The organism is Chthonobacter albigriseus, from assembly GCF_013839445.1.
Lineage (GTDB): Bacteria > Pseudomonadota > Alphaproteobacteria > Rhizobiales > Pleomorphomonadaceae > Chthonobacter > Chthonobacter albigriseus.
The window spans coordinates 26,210-43,312 of the sequence record NZ_JACDIT010000001.1; the positions used below are offsets into that span (position 1 = coordinate 26,210).

15 protein-coding genes and 1 other annotated feature are annotated in these 17,103 nt (G+C 67.0%); of the genes, 6 read left to right on the forward strand and 9 right to left on the reverse strand.

The window, feature by feature from the left end; all coding sequences use genetic code 11:
* Positions 1-650: 650 nt before the first annotated feature.
* The 5 genes from HZ321_RS00100 to HZ321_RS00120 all read left to right on the forward strand — a co-directional run bounded on the left by HZ321_RS00100 (position 651) and on the right by HZ321_RS00120 (position 6,248).
* Positions 651-1,919, forward strand: a complete 1,269-nt coding sequence (locus tag HZ321_RS00100; protein ID WP_181698996.1) for a lipopolysaccharide biosynthesis protein — start codon at positions 651-653, stop codon at positions 1,917-1,919.
* A 106-nt stretch (positions 1,920-2,025) separates the two neighbouring features.
* Positions 2,026-2,592 carry a dTDP-4-dehydrorhamnose 3,5-epimerase gene (rfbC, locus tag HZ321_RS00105; protein WP_181698998.1) on the forward strand — a complete coding sequence of 189 codons (567 nt, stop codon included), beginning with the start codon at positions 2,026-2,028 and terminating at the stop codon, positions 2,590-2,592.
* Between the two features lie 61 nt (positions 2,593-2,653).
* Positions 2,654-3,997 carry an NAD(P)H-dependent oxidoreductase gene (locus tag HZ321_RS00110; RefSeq protein ID WP_181699000.1) on the forward strand — a complete coding sequence of 448 codons (1,344 nt, stop codon included), beginning with the start codon at positions 2,654-2,656 and terminating at the stop codon, positions 3,995-3,997.
* 18 nt (positions 3,998-4,015) lie between these two features.
* A complete protein-coding gene (locus HZ321_RS00115) occupies positions 4,016-4,891 on the forward strand; it encodes a glycosyltransferase family 2 protein (protein ID WP_181699003.1) in 876 nt (291 codons plus the stop codon).
* A 175-nt stretch (positions 4,892-5,066) separates the two neighbouring features.
* A complete protein-coding gene (locus HZ321_RS00120) occupies positions 5,067-6,248 on the forward strand; it encodes a GNAT family N-acetyltransferase (RefSeq protein ID WP_181699005.1) in 1,182 nt (393 codons plus the stop codon).
* Between the two features lie 41 nt (positions 6,249-6,289).
* Here HZ321_RS00120 and HZ321_RS00125 read toward each other — a convergent pair whose 3' ends face one another.
* The 8 genes from HZ321_RS00125 to HZ321_RS00160 form a co-directional block, all read right to left on the reverse strand.
* Positions 6,290-7,837, reverse strand: coding sequence for an MBOAT family O-acyltransferase (locus HZ321_RS00125; RefSeq protein WP_181699007.1), 1,548 nt, complete (start codon positions 7,835-7,837; stop codon positions 6,290-6,292).
* 15 nt (positions 7,838-7,852) lie between these two features.
* Positions 7,853-8,794, reverse strand: a complete 942-nt coding sequence (locus HZ321_RS00130; protein ID WP_181699008.1) for a hypothetical protein — start codon at positions 8,792-8,794, stop codon at positions 7,853-7,855.
* A gap of 219 nt (positions 8,795-9,013) precedes the next feature.
* Positions 9,014-9,069 (reverse strand) — a sequence feature (sul1 is cis-regulatory element that is thought to sense ions involved in sulfur or methionine metabolism; They are found in Alphaproteobacteria).
* Between the two features lie 106 nt (positions 9,070-9,175).
* Positions 9,176-9,457 (reverse strand): hypothetical protein, encoded by a 282-nt coding sequence (locus tag HZ321_RS00135; RefSeq protein ID WP_181699010.1) that lies wholly within the window; start codon positions 9,455-9,457, stop codon positions 9,176-9,178.
* A 213-nt stretch (positions 9,458-9,670) separates the two neighbouring features.
* Complete coding sequence (locus tag HZ321_RS00140; protein WP_181699013.1) at positions 9,671-10,426, reverse strand: hypothetical protein; 756 nt, start codon at positions 10,424-10,426, stop codon at positions 9,671-9,673.
* 234 nt (positions 10,427-10,660) lie between these two features.
* On the reverse strand, positions 10,661-11,869 hold the full coding sequence (locus HZ321_RS00145) for a polysaccharide biosynthesis/export family protein (RefSeq protein ID WP_181699015.1): 1,209 nt from the start codon (positions 11,867-11,869) through the stop codon (positions 10,661-10,663).
* Positions 11,870-12,036: 167 nt separating this feature from the next.
* A complete protein-coding gene (locus HZ321_RS00150) occupies positions 12,037-12,780 on the reverse strand; it encodes a hypothetical protein (protein WP_181699017.1) in 744 nt (247 codons plus the stop codon).
* An 85-nt stretch (positions 12,781-12,865) separates the two neighbouring features.
* Positions 12,866-13,468 carry a transglutaminase-like cysteine peptidase gene (locus tag HZ321_RS00155; RefSeq protein ID WP_181699018.1) on the reverse strand — a complete coding sequence of 201 codons (603 nt, stop codon included), beginning with the start codon at positions 13,466-13,468 and terminating at the stop codon, positions 12,866-12,868.
* Between the two features lie 90 nt (positions 13,469-13,558).
* Positions 13,559-14,953 carry an O-antigen ligase family protein gene (locus HZ321_RS00160; protein ID WP_181699021.1) on the reverse strand — a complete coding sequence of 465 codons (1,395 nt, stop codon included), beginning with the start codon at positions 14,951-14,953 and terminating at the stop codon, positions 13,559-13,561.
* A gap of 175 nt (positions 14,954-15,128) precedes the next feature.
* On the opposite strand from HZ321_RS00160, the gene HZ321_RS00165 reads away from it, so the two are divergent.
* Entirely contained in the window at positions 15,129-15,875 is a 747-nt protein-coding gene (locus tag HZ321_RS00165; RefSeq protein WP_181699022.1) for a trypsin-like serine peptidase, read from the forward strand.
* Between the two features lie 12 nt (positions 15,876-15,887).
* On the opposite strand, the gene HZ321_RS00170 is transcribed toward HZ321_RS00165, so the two are convergent.
* Positions 15,888-16,949 carry a glycosyltransferase gene (locus HZ321_RS00170; protein ID WP_181699024.1) on the reverse strand — a complete coding sequence of 354 codons (1,062 nt, stop codon included), beginning with the start codon at positions 16,947-16,949 and terminating at the stop codon, positions 15,888-15,890.
* Positions 16,950-17,103: the final 154 nt, after the last annotated feature.

Consider the following 17,103-nt stretch of genomic DNA (forward strand, 5'->3'; position numbering starts at 1 on the left):
AATCCCTTGAAATACTTACGCTGGACTCAACTACGGCTCGAGCCGAACAGCTTCAATTAGACAGGGCCATCCTCGAAACAATTTTTGTTATACTTACTTGGGGTCGCTGGACCTGGCATGATGGTGCGCGGCGAAAATAGGCCTGCGCGCGTCAAACATACCCTAACATCACATCTACAATTCTCATCATCATCGAAAAGCGGTTGGACATCAATCTCCTGTTTGCGGGGGGCGACAGGTTCGCACCGCCAGAATGGCTACACTTTTCCGTGTAACCTTTTCAAGCGGCTGAAGGTTCCGGGCCATTCACCATATGATTAGAAATCAGAGTTGTAGCAGGGTGAGGCTTTTTGAACACGCCGCGCGTCCAGCTGCAAAGTCGTTGACGGTGGATAACCATACCGCGTCAAACGGCTTGCCCTCGCGCCGCCCCCTGCGTAGTTTCATGCCGCGCCGCACACAACGGCTCGGCCCATCATGGAACGTTGTGGACGAGACACCGTTCGGTTTCGCAGCTGCGGATCGTGAAGCAAACCGATAAGTATTCAGTCCCAATTTACCCGAGCCATTGATAAATGCCATCCGAGAAGCGGTCAGTCCGGTCCTACCTCGCCCGTGTCGATCGGCGATTCCTGGAGTCATCCGCGGTGATGGCGATCCAGATCCTGGGACTGGCGATCGCCTTCATGACCACGGTGATCGTGACGCGGCATCTGGATACCGATGGTTTCGGCCGCTTCAGCGTGCTTCTGAACGCCATCGTGATCATCTCGTCGGCGGCCAACCTCGGCTTCCACTACGTGCTCCTGCGCGAGACCAGCAAATCCCAGAGCGAGGATGAGGCGGCCGTCGCGCGACGGAAGGTCGCCGCCGCCTCGATCGCGGTGACGGGGGTCTCGGCGGTCGTGTCGCTGGCGTTCGCCGGCTTCATCATCGCGACGATGACGATCACCGCGATGTCGGCGCTCCTGATCGGCCTGCAGATCGCCGGCGTGGCGATCGGCGACGCGTTGTGCGGCGCGTTGCGCGGCTTCGGCCACAACCTCCTCTACCAGACCGTCACGCTGACCCGCACCGTGCTGATTTTGGCGGGGGTCGTGGTCTACACGCAGGTGAGTCCCGAGCATGCGACCATGGAAGGGATCCTGTGGATCTACACCGCGGGGGCCTTCGCAATCATTCCGGTGGTGGCGCTCTACCTACGCCGCGCGGGCATGGCGCTGCGCGATTTCGGAACCGAGCTGATCTGGCCGGTGATGAAGGAAGGCGGCCCGTTCATCATCACGGTGACGCTGAACCTGGCGAACCGCCGCGTCCTGACGGTGCTGATGCCGCTGTTCGTGTCGCTGAGCGAGGTCGGCGTGTTCGCGCTGGCGCTGACGCTGTTCAACGCCTACACGACGCTGGTCTACGCGCCGGTGGTGACGATCACGGCGCGGATGGGCCAGGCGATCGGCGCCAAGGACATCCCGGCGCTGCAGCACCAGATGAATTTCGGTGCGCTCTTGAGCGGGGTGATGGCCATCGCGGGCGTCGCCGGCGTCCTGGTGGTCGGGCCGTTCCTGCTCGACCTGCTTTTCGGGCCGAACTTCGCGGGTGCGAAGTGGCCGCTGTTCTTCCTCTGCGCCGCGCTGGTGGTGGACTCCTGCTTCGGGCCGACCGGCGAGGTGCTCTGGCTGTCCAACCGCATGCGGCTGGCGGTTCTCCTGGAGGCGAACCGCGGCGCGATGGTGCTGGTCGGAACGTTCATCCTCGTCCCGATCTACGGTATCGCCGGCGGCGGGCTCGGGTTCCTGTTCGGCGTGCTGATCGCCGACTGCATCCAGGCCTATATCGTCTGGAAGGAAGTGGGCGTGAAGCCCGCCATCTTCGCCCTGGCACCACGCATGTTTCCGTGGCTGCGCCTGCGCACTCTTTGATGATGTGTACTACTTCGTATTAAGTCCGCTCCGCTATAAAAGCCGGACTCCAGACTTGGATCCACCTTCGTCCGGTACATCGCAAGCGGTTTCATCGGGAACTGAAATGATCTTCACGAAATCTCCCCTCGACGACGGCTACACCATCGACCTGGAACCCCGCACCGACGACCGCGGCTTCTTCGCTCGCGTTTTCTGCGAGAACGAGTTCGAGAAGGCCGGCCTGGAAACCCGCTACGTCCAGGCCAACAACTCGCTGAGCCGGATCAAGGGCACCCTGCGCGGCATGCACTACCAGCTGCATCCGGCAGCGGAAGTGAAGGTCGTGCGCTGCATCCGCGGCAGCCTGTGGGACTGCATCGTCGACCTGCGGCCGCAGTCGCCGACGTTCGGCAAGTGGTTCGGGGCGGAACTCTCGGCGGAGAACCGGCGCATGATGTACGTGCCGCGCGGCTTCGCCCACGGGTTCATCACGCTCACCGAGGATGCCGAGGCGCTCTATCTGGTCAGCGCGTTCTACTCGCCCTCGCACGAGCGGGGCTTGCGCTGGAACGATCCGCGGTTCGGCATCGAATGGCCGATCGAGCCCAAGGAAATTTCCCAGAAGGACGCGAACTGGCCGGATTTCGATCCCACGCTGCACGGCGTCGACGCCTTCCGCGACCTGCCCTGACCTTTCTCAACACGCGTCCCTTCGCGGACGCCGCATCACGCGATACCAGGAATTCCCACCGATGATCATCGTCGATACCGCCATCAAGCAGCGTGAAGCGACCGGCAAGCCCGTCATGGTCGGGGTGTTCGGCAGCGGCTTCATGGCCACCGGCGCCATCGTCCACGCCGAGCGCAACATCCCCGTGCTGCGCTACGCCGCGATCTGCAATCGCAACGTGGAACGGGCGATCGCCTCCTTCATGAAGGCCGGGATCTCCCGCGACGACATCGTCGAGCCGAAGTCGCAGGACGCGTTCGAGGATGCGCTCGCCCGCGGCAAGCGCGTGGTGACCGACGACCCGATGCTGATCGTCCGCTCGCCGGCGATCGAGATCGCCTTCGAGACGACCGGCGCGGTGGAATACGGGGCGCACGTGATCAGCGCCCTGATCGAGGCCGGCAAGGACATCGTCTCGCTCAACGTCGAGCTCGACGCCACGGTCGGCCCGCTCTTGAAGAAGAAGGCCGACAAGGCCGGCGTGATCCTGACCGGCGCCGACGGCGACCAGCCGGGCGTGACGATGAACCTCGTCCGCTACGTGCAGTCGATGGGGCTTCGGCCGATGGTCTGCGGCAACATCAAGGGCCTGCAGGACACCAAGCGCAACCCGACCACGCAGGCCGGGTTCGCCAAGCAGTGGAACCAGACGCCGTCGATGGTGACGAGCTTCGCCGATGGCACCAAGATGACCGCCGAGCAGGCGATCGTCGCCAACGCGGTGGGACTCAAGGTTCCGCAGCGCGGCATGTTCGGGCGCGACATGCCCGGCGGCCACGTGGACGAGATGGTGAGCTTCTACGACTTCGACCAGGTGAACGCCCTCGGCGGCATTGTCGACTACGTGGTCGGCGCCAAGCCGAGCCCCGGCATCTACGTGCTGGCTGCCACCCACGAAGGCGATGACAACGCGGCCTTCTACCTCGACCTTGGCAAGCTCGGAAAAGGCCCGCTCTACAGCTTCTACACGGCCTGGCATATGACCACGCTGGAGTTCGGCATCTCGATCCTCCGGACCGCGCTCTGCCGCGACGTGATCATCGCGCCGAAGGACGGGCCGTGCGTCGACGTGGTGGCCACCGCCAAGGTGGACCTGAAGCCGGGCGACGTGATCGACTGCATGGGCGGCTACCTCACCTACGGCGTCGGCGAGAACTACGAGACGAGCCGCGCCGAGAACCTGCTGCCGATGGGCCTTGCCGAAGGCGCCCGGCTGAAGCGCCCGGTGCCGGTCGACCATGTGCTGACCTACGACGACGTGGAACTGCCGGCCGATACGCTGATCTGCAAGCTGCGCGCCGAGCAGGACGCCATGTTTCCCGTCGCCGGTTTGAGCGAGCCGATCCGCCGTTCGGCGAACGCCTGAACCCCGGAAGGGTGTGCCATGTCCGAGTACAAAGCCTCGATCGCGGTGTTGATCACCTGCTTCAACAGGCGGGAGACCACCCTCGCCTGCCTCGAAGCCCTGCACCGGTCCGTGCCGGACGACGTCCACGCCAAGGTTTTCCTTGTCGATGATGCGAGCACGGACGGGACGGCGGCGGCGGTCGCCCGGCGTTTTCCGCACACCACCATCATCCACGGGGACGGGAACCGGTTCTGGAACGGCGGCATGCGGCTCGCCTGGCAGCACGCGATCCCCAGCCAGCCGGATTTCTATCTCTGGCTGAACGACGACCTGGCGATGGCGCCCCACACCATTTCGACGCTGTTGAAGGGCTATGCCGCAAAGGCGGCGGAGGTGGGCCGGAAGGTGATCATGGTGGGCCGCACCACCGATCCGGTCACCGGCAAGACGACCTACGGCGGCTATGCCCGCGCTCCCGGCGTGTCGCGGCTTCGCTACCGTCTGCTGGAGGACGGCGAGAGCGAGTGCTACACGATGCACGGCAACTGCGTGCTGATCCCGGCGCAAGCCGTGAAGGACGTCGGCATCCACGACGAGGCCTACACGCACGCCTTCGGCGACGTCGACTACGGCCTGCGCGCCGGCAAGGCCGGGTACCGGATCTTCCAGTGCGAGGAGCCTGTCGGCCAGCAGGAGCACAACGAGGCCTACGTCCACAAGACGTCGGTGCTGACGCTCGCCAACTGGCGCTTCATCCTGTTCAGCCCGAAAGGTGTTCCCCTGAAGGAGTGGCTCCACTTCTGCCGCGAGCACGGCGGCGGTCTGTGGCCGGTGAACTTCCTGACCCGCTACGCCAAGATGATCCGCATGGGGCTTTCCTCCGGCCGTGCGCTGACGCCCACCACCAAGTAGGCGGCACGGCGCCCGCAGGTTCGAAAGGCCGGCTCGCGCCGGCCTTTTTCGTTTCAATGCCCACCCTCTCGCCTCTGTCGACCCGGTCTTAAAGCCTCGTTCAACCGTCCTATCGTAGAAATCCTTATCCGATGGCGAGGATCGCCATTGTGCACGGGTTTAGGGGGAATGGGCGATGCTGCTGGATACGCGGGATCTGCCGCTCGGACCGGCGGCGTTCGACCGGTCCGTACGGGCCGAACCGCTCACAGTCCGTGTCGAGGCGCTGGACCGGGCCTTGGCCGGCCGGCTCTGGACGGCGATCGAAGCCACTGGGGGATGTCCGGCGACCGTTTTCCAGAGCCGCGCCTTCGTCGAGGCCGCCCTCGGGCTGCCGGCCCAGGGGCGGTCCGTCGTGGCGATCGCCGAACGCGGCGGGCGGCCATGCGCCCTGCTCGCCCTCTCGGTGCGACGGGAGGCGGGGGTGCGCATCGCACGCGGCCTCGGCGCGCCCTATGCCCAGTATGACGATGTGATGGGAATTCCCGGCGACATCGATGCCGTGTCCGGCATCGTCGCCGCGGCGCTCGGGTCGGGCGCGTTCGACGTCCTGCTGCTGCGCCGGGTCCGGGCCGACAGCGCCCTCGCCCCTGTGCTCGCCGCCCGGCGCGCGCCATACGCCAGCGATGGCGCGCCGGTGCTCGATCTTGCCTCGCACCGCACCTTCGAGGCCTTCCTATCGAGCCTTCCCGCCAAGAAACGGCAAAATCTGAGACGCGGCCGGCGTGACCTTGAGGCGGCGGGTCCGGTCACGTTCGCGGTCCACACCGGGCGAGACGCGCGTCGGCCGGCGCAGGTTGCGCTGGAACTCAAGCGTCGCTGGATCCGCGACACGGGGCGCCTGTCGCCGGCTCTTGCAAGCGGCGCGGCCGATGTCCTGCTCGGTGAACTCGCGGAGGCTGGCGACGACCAGATGGCTGTCTCCGTCCTGGCCGTGGCGGACCGGCCCGTGGCGATGGAGATCGGCCTGCGCGTCGGCACGTCCTATGCGGCGTTCCTCGGCGCGCTGGACATGGACTTCTCCCGCGCCAGCCCGGGCAGCGTTCAGATGGCCGAAACCATCCGCTGGTGCTTCGAGAGCGGGCTGACGCACTACGACCTGCTGCCGCCGCTCGATCCCTACAAGGCGCGGTGGACGTCGACGTGCGTGGCCGTCGCGGACACCGGCATCGCAGCGAGCGCTGCCGGGCGTCTCTGGCTGGAGCACTGGCACCTCGGCCTGCGGCCGCGCCTCAAGGCACTGACCGAGCAAGCGGTCTCTGCAGTCCCACGCCTGTTGCGCCGGACGGCCCCGAACCGCGCCGAACCGGAAGCTTAAGGCCGTTGGTCGCAGCCGGTCCGGAAGGTGCGAAGGGCCGCCTAGAACTGGAAGTAGACGAAGGCTTTCACGTCCGACATGCGCGAGAGCGCCACCAGGAGAAGAAACGCCGTGGCGGCCGCCCAGGTGTGCGTGGGGCGAAAGGTCGGCACGGAGAGGCGCGGCATCAGCGGGCGGCGACCCTCCGGCCGGTCAAGGATCTCCTGCGAGTTCGGCAGGAACAGCGCGATGCCCGCCCCCACCAGCAATACCGCTTCCGGATAGGCCTCGGCGAAGCGGCGCAGGCCGCGGATGGCGATCTCGTTCCAGGGCCGTTCCAGAAGGGGCGTTACGGCACTGGCGACCGTTTCCGGCGGCAGCGACGGTGGCAACGGGTTGAGGCCCAGGAGGCCGACGATCATGACGCCGGCATGGTCAAGCGTCGGCGCACGGAAGAAGATCCAAGCAAAGCCGACCGCACCCATGGTGATCGCCCAACCGAGCACGGGGCTGACGACGATCGGACGCCCCCTCGTAGCGGCGATCTCGGTGAAGTGGCGCCAGCGGTGGTTGACGATGAGGTAGAGGCCGTGCAGGCCGCCCCAGATCACGAAGGTCCACCCGGCCCCGTGCCAGAGGCCGCCGACCAGCATGGTGATCATCAGGTTCAAGTGGCGCCGCCAGCGGCCCCTCCGGTTCCCGCCGAGGGGGATGTAGAGAAAGTCCCGCAGCCAGGACGACAGGGTGATGTGCCAGCGCTTCCAGAAGTCGACGATCGAGGTGGACTGGTACGGCGAGGCGAAGTTGTAGGCCACACGGATGCCGAACATCCGGGCGAGGCCGACGGCCATGTCGGAGTAGCCGGAGAAATCGAAGTAGAGCCCGATCGAGAAGGCCAGGACCGCTGTCCAGGCGGCTGCCATGGTCGGCGGATTGACGAGGGCGCCGTCGAATACGGGGTCGGCAAGGACCCCTACGGTGTCGGCGATCAACAGCTTCTTGGCGAGACCGATGATGAAGAAGCAGAGCCCGACCGCGAAGTCCCGCGGCCGGAACCGGTAGGTGCGCGGGTTCTCGATCTGCGGGATGATGTCGGCGTGATGGACGATCGGTCCGGCGATGAGCTGCGGAAAGAATGTGACGAACAGCGCGTAGTCGACCAGCGTGTAGGGCCGCGTCTGACTGCGCCAGGTGTCGATGAGATAGGCGATCTGCTGGAAGGTGTAGAAGGAGATCGCCAGCGGCAGCACGATCGAATGCACCGTGTAGTCGTAGCCGGTCAGCACCGAAACATTGTCGACGATGAACGTCGTGTACTTGTAGTAGGCCAGCAACGCGACGTTGGCGGCGACGCCGGCCAGCATGATCTTCTTCGCCCGGTCCGGCGCGTCCGTCCGCAGGCGAGTGATGGCGGCACCGATGCCGTAGTTGGCGAGGATCGAGACGATCAGCAAGCCGAGATAGAAGATGTCCCAGTAGCCATAGAAGGCGAAGGACGCGAAGAGCAGGAACAGCCGCGCCCATGGCGGGCTCCAGCGGCCGAGGCTGAAGAAGACCAGCAAGGTGACCGGCAGGAAAACGAGGACGAAGGCGTAGGAATTGAAAAGCATGCGACCTCAACCCCTTCAGAGCACGGCCGGATCGAGCCGGTCGACAAGGGCCCGCGTGAAGCGCGGGACGGCGGGGGCGAGCAGATGGACCGCGTCGGCGTAGTCGTCGTCCGTGCCCTCGAACGCGTCGGAGCCGATGAAAAGGGTGGACGGGTTCTTCAAGCGGCCCCGGATTTCGCGCTCGAAACCGGCGATGAAGCGGCCGCCGGGGTTGAAGCGCTTCGACCAGGAGGGACTCAAGGGAAAGCTGACCACGATCAGCCTCGCCCCGCGGGCATTGACCACCGTCTCAAGCGCGGCCATGCCGTCCATGCAATCGGGATCGACAACGGGCGGCGGCTCCCAGGCCTGCTTGGCCTTCAGGAAGCTGGAGCCATACTCATCCATGGCGAGCTTGTCCCCCGGTCCGCCGCCCACCGTCCAGCGGCGGATGACGGATTCGGCGAAGGACACCGGCCGCAGGTTGGCGCCGTAGATCCATTCGAACCGGTCTCGGCCGAAGATGAAGCCCTCCAGGACCGTGCGGTCGGCGAAGGCATCGACCGGACCGTCGCAGACCTCGAAGTCCCGCGGGGCAACGACGGTCAGCACCGTGCGCACCTGTGGCAGGTTCGCCAGGAGCACGTCGGCGAAGAAGGCGGCCTGGCTGGTGTAGAGGTAGCAGGGCGCGGTGTTGAACGGCTTCACGGCGAGCCGCTGCTCGACCTCGCGGAAATCCAGGTTGCGCCAGGTGACCGACGAGCCGACAGTGATCAGGTCGCGGTCGGCCAGTTCAGCGTTTCTCAGCAGAACGAATTTTTCGTCGAGACATTCCGTGCCGGTGAACGGCGGTGGGGGAAGCGCTCTCGCCCAGTTCAGGGCGGCGAGCAGGCCAGCATATCCGGCGATGAAAGCAAAGCACCACGCTGCGACGCGGATGAGAAACACGCGATAGGCACGATGTCCCGAACGAGGCATCGTCTACTCCACAAAACCGCGCGACCTCTCCATGAGTTTCGCCTGCACAAGGCCCCAACCACCCTCTCCGCGAGAAAGATCCAAGCCAGCGAGCTTCATCGAAAAAGATGAAACTCGACGCCGACTCGAAGGGCGAAGGACGCCCATCTCACTTCAAGCGAGTGACAAACGTATCCGCAATGGAGAACCGCCGGACGAGAAACGCCGGCGCGTCGCTAGGGTTATCCCGGGGATAGGCGCCGGGCTGAGCCACCCGGACAAGATCCGGGTCCATTCGAACTTATGCAGTATGGGAAATGTTTGATCAGAGCGCAAGCCGCCATCAGAACCGTCGCTGCCATGCAGCAAAGTCCTTCAACCGCACCGCTCATCCGATCGCGCTCAGCAGCCCGGCTGGTTGCGCACGGTGCCCGGCTGCTGGTTGGCCGGCTTCGGACCGCAGGGCGTCTGGGCGTTCTGGTTGATCTGGTTCTGCCGGTTGGTGTTGAGGTTCCGGCGGATGTTGCCCGGGCGAACCGCGTCGCGGCTGTTGGCGTTCGGCGCGTAGGGTTCCGGGCACGGCGTGGTGGTGCCGTCACAGATGTAGTTCGGCGTCGCGCTGTCGGCCGAGGCGGGCGGAACGGCGGCGATCATGGCCAGGAGGAAGACGGTGGCTGTTTTCATGGTGTCCGGATGTCCTGACGGGATCGGCGAAGCGACAGCGTCATGCTGAGCCCGGATGGGCTTCGGCGCCGCGGGGCCTGGATCGATCGTTGTACTGGTCAAATGGCCCCGGTCGGCCCGGCAGGCAAGCGCGACCTTCGGCGCGGCGCACGAAAAAGGCCGGGCGCGTTCGAACGCGGCCCGGCCTGAAGTCATTCGTGCTGTCGACCAACCTTAGAGCGGGTTGACCGGGCTCACGTCGGCGTTGCCGTTGGAGGCATCGAGACCGACGGTGAAGTTGCCGGTGCGGCGGTTGATCGGGAAGTTGCCGGAGCGGTTCGGGTTGGACTCGTCGCCCTCCACCGAGTTGCTCGGGCCCGGGTTGCCGACGCCACCGAGCGCCGGGGCGCCGCCGACGAAGCCGCCGCCGCCCGCCGCGCCGAGAGCCGCGGTCTCCAGGTCGTTGGAGGCGGAGAGGAAGGCGGTGAGCAGGTCGTCGTTGGCGAGCTCGGCCACCTTCTGCTGGATCAGCTGGGCGTAGGCCGCGCTGGACGGGGCGCAGGCCATGGCGGCGCGGGCGAGGCCCGAGCCGATCGCGGCGCGCTGGTCGAGGTTGGCGGTGGCGATGAGCGCGAGCAGCGGATCGAGCGTGGCGGCGTCGGATCCGGCGAGCGCGCGGACGCGGCTCGACATCTGGATGCCGCCTTCCGGATAGTCGTTCAGCATGGCGCCGGGAGCGGCCAGGAATTCGGAGACGTCAGCGGACGAAAGCTTGATCGGCGGCAGGAAGCAGGCCTGCGCGGTTTCGCCGCCGCCCACGTCCGCCCCGCCGACCGTACCGGTGACGAGCGGGTCGGTCTGCCCGGTGGCGGGCGCTGCCGCATCGGGAGCCACGTCCTGGGCCGCGGCGCCGGAAACCGAAAGCGTGGCCAGCGCGATGAAAGACGCGCCGAGGAGCGAGTTACGGAAGGAAGCGATCGAGCAACGCATTTGAGACCTCATCGACGAATAAGCCGAGCAACGTGAATTCAAGCTAACCAGCCCGATGCGTATTCACAAGGCTTTAACGATGTTTTCGCGGCGTCCTCTCAAATGTTGATTAACGCCGCAACGCTCCGTTTACCAGTCGGGATGCTAACGAAACGTTAAGCAACCGACCTTCGCCCTGGGTGCGGAAGCGCGGTTTGCCGCGCTCCCGAAGTGTCGAGTTCAGCGTTCCAGACCTCAGTCGCCGATCGAGCGGATCGCCGACTTGGCGTTGGCGACGTCGGCGATCGGGCCGGCGGTGCCGGAGGTGATCGTGTTGACGACGCTGAGGAACTTGGTGATCTCCACCGACTTGGCGTTGGAGACGAACAGGATGTCCTTGTCCTGCATCGGGAACTGCTGCACGGCGAAGAAGGCCGAGGGATCGCGCAAGTTGGCGCGGAACACCACCGGAACCGTGTCCTCGGTGAAGCGCGTGACGTCGGCGCCGACCTTGGCCAGTTCCGCCTTGGAGACCTGGCGGTAGACCAGCACGTAGGTCGGATCGGCGCGCTCGTCGAGCAGGCCGCCGGCCTTGCCCAGCGCGTCGCCCAGCGTCAGGTTCGCCTCGGCGAAGTCGAAGCGGCCGGACAGGCCCGTCGCGCCGAAGGCCAGGTAGGTCCGACGCTCGCGGTTGATGTAGACCGTGTCGCCCGGCACCACGTAGACGTTCTCACGCGGGTTGGCGACGATGTCGTCGAACAGCACCGTTGACTGGCGGCCGCCGCGCTGCAGCGTGACGTAGGTCTCCACCCCCGGGGTGGCGAGGCCGCCGGCGCGGGAGATCACGTCGAGGATGCGCTCGCCGTTGGGGTTCAGCTCCAGCTTGGCCGGAGAGTTCACGTCGCCCAGCACCGAAACCTCGGCCGAGCGGCTCTGCAGCACGGTGACCAGCACCTGCGGCTCGATCGCGCGGTTGGCGAGCGCGTTCTCGATGTCGCGCTGGACCGCGTCGACGGTGCGGCCGGTCGCCTGGATGCGGCCCGCGTAAGGGACCGTCAGCGTGCCCGACTTGTCGATGCGCTGGTTGGGAAGAGTGATGAAGTTGCCGGGGCGCGAGCCCGCGTCGGCCGGGATGAACAGACCGCCGGCGCCCGCCTCGAACACGGCCACCGAGACCACGTCGCCCACGCCGAGCGGCAGTTCGGGAGACCCGCCGCCACGCATGCCGAAGGTGGCGCTCGCCGGAGACGGCGCGGCCAGGACGTAGTTCATCAGCGACTTGTTGACGTCGACGAGGACGTAGTCGATGCCGGTCTTGCCGCCGGGGTTGCCCAGCCGCGCGACCGCGCTGGATTCAACCGCGCCGCCGTCCGGACCGGACCGTGGGAGTGCCGAGCAGCCGGCAACCGTGAGCAGTGCCGCCAGAACGCCGGTGACACGAAGGAGATTTCTAGAACGCAACATGGACCACCCGTCGTTTCCCCGATTCTCATTTTGATTACGATAAGAGCACGGGGATTCCAAACCCTTAAATTCTAGGCGAATTGAAATGAGTCGCGCCGCGACTTTTGTGTCGCAGTTCTCCGGGCTTTTTTGTCCGATCGATGCTGTGGGGAGGGAGTCCCGGACGGTCAGTGGGGCGGCGGCCGGTAACCTTTCGAGGAGAGGTCCCTGAGGCGGGATGCCGGCAGGTCGCGGGAGGCCTCTGCGAGGTAGGGCACCGCCGCATCGGGGAGCGCGGTCAATAGCCGCGCCGCTTCGTCCGCACGCATGAAGCGAGCGACCGCTGCGAGGTCGGCGCGGAAGGTCTCAGCCGCCGCCGGATAGACGTCCGGCGCCGTGCGCCAGACCGCGAAGCGGGCCTGCACCGCAGCGTAGGTGCTCGGCGCGCGCACCTGCGACAGGGCGAGCAGCCGGGCCGTCTCGGCCCGGTTCGCCGCGACCGAACGGCGGACGGCGGCGTAGCGGGCCCACAGATCCCCGTCGCCGGGATTGCAGGAAAGTGCGCGCCGCAGAACGGTCAGAGCGTTGCCGGCGGTCTTCTCCCAGCGGTCGTAGTCCGCGGCTGGATCCTGGCGATCGAGATGGGTCAGTTGCGCGGTGACGGCGGCATCGACGACATCCGGACGGCAGGTCACGGCCGTCCAGGCGAGCCCGGTGGCCGCATGACGCTGCACCCGGTCGTCCGCCACGGGAGCGCCCTGCTGGAGGGCGGTGGCGGCCGTGCGGAGCGGTTCGCTCTGGAGATCGACGAGAAGGGAGAAGCCGGCGAGCGGGACGAGCCCGAGCGCGGTGAACGCCGACAGCAGGCGGACGGCAAGGCCCCCGCCGGTGCGCACCCTCGGCGCGCGGTCCTCGCCCGGTTCCCGATCCACGCGGTTCCCCTCCACCGGATGAGGAACCGTTTTCGCGCGTTATGGTAAACAACCCGTTGAGATGTCGGCCGGCCGGCGGTTCGCCTCAGAGCGAAACCCAGCGGCGCGGATCCTCGGGCGACTGCATCTTCACCCAGGACAGGCCGGCCTCGCGCCACGGGCGGATCCGGCTGGTCCGGTTGTCGAGCACCACGTCGCCGTCGCTGGTGCGCACGACGAGCACCGCGTGCCCCTCGCCGTCGGAGGTGCGGGCGACCGCCAGCAGCAGCGCCGAACTGGGGATGCCCTGCGCCATCAGGCGGTGACGCTTGGTGATTGCGAAATCCTCGCAGTCGCCTTCCCGCGGGGCGAGGCTCCAGATGTCCTTCATCGGGCCCTTGGGGCGGTCGGCCTTCGGGCGGATCGACTTGTTGACGTCGCGGTTCACCTGGTCGAGCAGCGCAACCATGCCGTCGTCGAGCGAAACCACATCGGCACTGCCGCCGGTGCGGGCGCATTCGCCGGGGTTCTTGGAGCAGAAGATCACGTAGGCCATCGGGGCCAGCGTCGCCTTCTTAGGGTTCATCGGCGCCATGGAAGCCGCCTTGAAAGCGCCGGCGATGGTCGCCGGGCCGGCCCAGGCGGGCGCCAGGCTGGAGGTCAAAAGGCCGAAGGTCAGGACCACGGTCGCGAGTGCAGAACGCTGCATCTCGGTCTCCTCTTGGGATGCGATGAAGGCACCCTACCGGAGCGCGTGTTGCAGCCGGGTTCGAACCGAGGGCAGAAATAAAATCGAATTTTAACGGAATCCGGGCGCCGCGGACCGCCCCCTGGAGAGGCCGGCCAGGGCTCCGAGCACGGCCGCCGCCATCATTGCGACGCCGTGGATCTGCAGCGAGAAGTCCACCGCCGAGTGGGCGAGCATCACCGCGAGCACGGCAAGACCGGTGGCGCCGGCCCAGCGGAAGCGGTTGCGCTGCTTCAGGCCGCGCAGAAAGGTGCGCCCCAGAAGGAGGACGACGACCGCGAGCACCAGAACGAACGGCAGGCCCAGCGTGATCAGACCCTCCATGTAGCCGTTGTGGGCGCGCTCCAGCACCCCGGTGAGGCCGCAGGCCACGTCGCGGTAGGGCTCGAAGGCGAGCTTGAAGGTGGCAAAGCCGGTGCCGAAGGGCTGGTTGTCGGCCGCGGCACGGGCGAGCGAAGGCAGCAGGCAGTAGCGCAGGTCTTCCACGATGCTCACCTGCTGGGCGCGTTCCAGCACCCGGCCGCCGAATACGGCGAGCACCAGAGCGATGATCCCCGCGCCAACGAGCACGGCCCTGCGCAAGCCGCCGGCCGGCGGTTCGCCCTCCAGGTCCAGCCCGGGACGGCGCCGGGCGAGCGCGGCGATCAGCACGAGAACGCCGAGGGCCGAGGCGGCGATGCCGGCGCGGGACTCGGTGAGGAGCAGGGAGAGGCCGACGACGGCGATCGGCAGCGCCTGCACGAGCACTCCCCACTCGCGGCGGGAAAGGCCGCCGCGCCCCGGCGTCGTCAGGCGCGTCAGCATGGACGGCCAGTTCACCGTCGCTCCGGCGCCGGCCATGCGCCCGATCAGCACCACGAGCGTGATGCCGAGGAAGGTGGCGGTGGTGTTCCGGTTCACGAACACGGAGGTCAAGGTGCTGAAGAAGTAGCGGCGCTGGAAGTAGAGCTGCTTGTCCGGCATGAAGAACAGCTGGAACAGCCCATAGAGCGCGACGATCAGACCGAAGGCGGCGAGCGCGCGCAGCAGACGGTCGGCCGACCTGTCTTCACGCGCCGCGGTGACGGCGACAGCAAACAGCAGGAAAGGGGCGACCAGGGCGCCGATCCCGGCGATGCTGGCGGCCGGATCGATCGAGATGGACCGGCGGGCCGCCCCGGTGATCGGGGCCGTCTCCTTCCACATGGGATGGGTGAAGGGATTGTCGGGAAGGTCGAGCGCCTGGAAGGCGACGTAGGCGGCGAGAAGCACGGCCAGCACCAGCGCGGTGCGGGAGAGGTCACGGGCGCCGATGTGCTCGCGCCAGAACACGGTCACCACGACGTAGACCAGCGCCGTGAGGAGGACGCTGAGGTCGAGCGCCGTCTGCGACACGCTGCCGAGCGGGATCACCGCGACCGCGACCACGGTCACGACCAGCCAGCGCGGCACGCCCAGCCTCGACATGGTCCCCCTACCCTCCCACGCTTCCGGCAGAATCAGCGCTCGGCCGGCAGTATCCGCGAAGGCGGTCGATCATGACAGCGGATGCTTGAAGCGGGGACGGGGCATGCCTACTGTCGTGGCCTGATCGCTCCATGGTCAAATCTTCGCACGAACCCCGCGATTCGGGAGACCGCCCTTGCGCCTCACGTTCGGCTTCCTGGCCTGCCTGCTCGCCGGGCTCGGCTCCGCAATCGCAGCGGAAGGCGTCATCGGGCGTGACGACCGGGTCGCCACCGAACCGGATGTCTGGCCGCTGATGACGGTCGGCCGGCTGGTGTTCAAGACGGGGGGTTTCTGCACGGCGACGCTGGTCGCGCCGGATGCGATCCTGATGGCCCGCCACTGCATCCCGAAGGCCAAGGGCCAGTCCGGGCCGCCGCGCGCCCGGCTCACCCTGTTCGTGGCCGGCTATTCGAAGGGCCGGCACAAGGGCACGGCGGAGGGCCAGTCCTACGTGCTCGGGTCGGACCATCCGACCGCCATCCCCGCGACGATGCAGGGCGGCGGACTGGCGTCGTCGTTCGACGACTGGGCACTGGTGAAGGTGACGTCCTACGACGGTTCCCTGAACGGGATCGAACCGGCCGTCCCCTTCGAAGGCGATCTTTCCGACCTGGTCAACAAGCCGATCATGCTGGCCGGCTACCACCACGACCGGCCGTCGGTGCTTTCGGTCCAGAAGAACTGCCGCGTGCTCGGCGTGGCGCCCGGCACGCCGCTCTTCCTGCACGACTGCGACCTGAAGGGGCGGGCGAGCGGGTCGCCGATCTTCATCGGCGACGGCAAGGACACGCGGCTGATCGGGATCGCGCTCGCCTATTCCAAGCTCGCCGACGGGTCGACCGTCGGGATCGGGCGGGCGGTGCCGGCGCTGAATCCCTGACCGGCCCTCGGCCTATTCGGCGGCATCAACGGGGGACCGGAGCGGAGCGGAGGCCGATCCAATGAGCCCGACAGCGAAGGCGGTGTCCTTGGCGAGCGCCTTAAGGCCGAGACCGCCGGTGATCCGTCCGGTATAGCCACCCATCACCACCTGACGCGCCACTCCCGCCATCCGCTCGTGCAGCGCCTGCGACCGATAAAGGGCGGCGCGGCGGTGGAGGTTGGCCGCAAGGCGGGCGTAGCGCCGCGCCGCCTTCAGGCGGCGACCCTCAAGCACCGCGTCGGCGAACGGGCCGGCTTGCGCCAGCACGCGCGACCGGTCGGCGGCGATGCGGCGCAGCCAGTCGTATCGATCCGCACCGGCGGCCGCGCTGTTGCGGAGCGCCTCGATCGCGGCGGCGCCGGCAGCGGGGGCGCCCACCACGTTCGAGCCGTGCTGACGATAGAGGGCGAGCGGTTCGGCGATGGCGACCGTGAAGCCGAAAGCATCGGCGAGAAAGCGCGTCCACTGGTCGTGCGCCATCACGTTGTACTCCGGGAAGAGGTCGCCCGGTCGACGCGCAGGGTCGATCAGCGTCAAGACGGTGCGGCGGATCGCGGTGGAGAAGCCGAAGTCGATGTCGAAGGGATCGCGGGCGAGCGGGCTGTAGCGCGCGTCGTCCGTCGGCCCGAGGCGGCGGCCCGGCAGCGGATGGAGCGATGCATCCACCACGGTGGCGGCGTGCACCACGCCGGCCACCGCCGGATCGGCGAAGGCCGCGTTCAGCCGTTCCAACTTGTGCGGCAGCCAGACGTCGTCCTGGTCGCAGAGCGCGATCACGTCGCCGGAACACCGGGCGAAGGCGCCGAGGAAATTGTCGGCGAATCCGAGCCGCCGTTCGTTGTGGACGACCCGCACCGGGAAGGCCGCACGGGCGGCGAAAGCCTGGACGATGGCAAGGGTGTCGTCCGTGGAGCCGTCGTCCGAGACGACCAGTTCGTCCGGCGGAAGGGTCTGCCGCGCCAGACTGTCCAATTGTTCGTCGATGAAGCGCGCGCCGTTGAAGGTCGCCATCGCCACGGAAATCGTCGGCACGTCGGTCCCCCTCGCCTCCCTGCCGGCGCCGGCGGAATCATGCTGGCTTCATGGAGCTGCCACGCAGTCTTCACCAACAATCGCCGGATCAATTCGCGCGACCATCTAAGCTCATTTTGATGATGAATTCGGATCCTCCCAGTTCAACAATTGT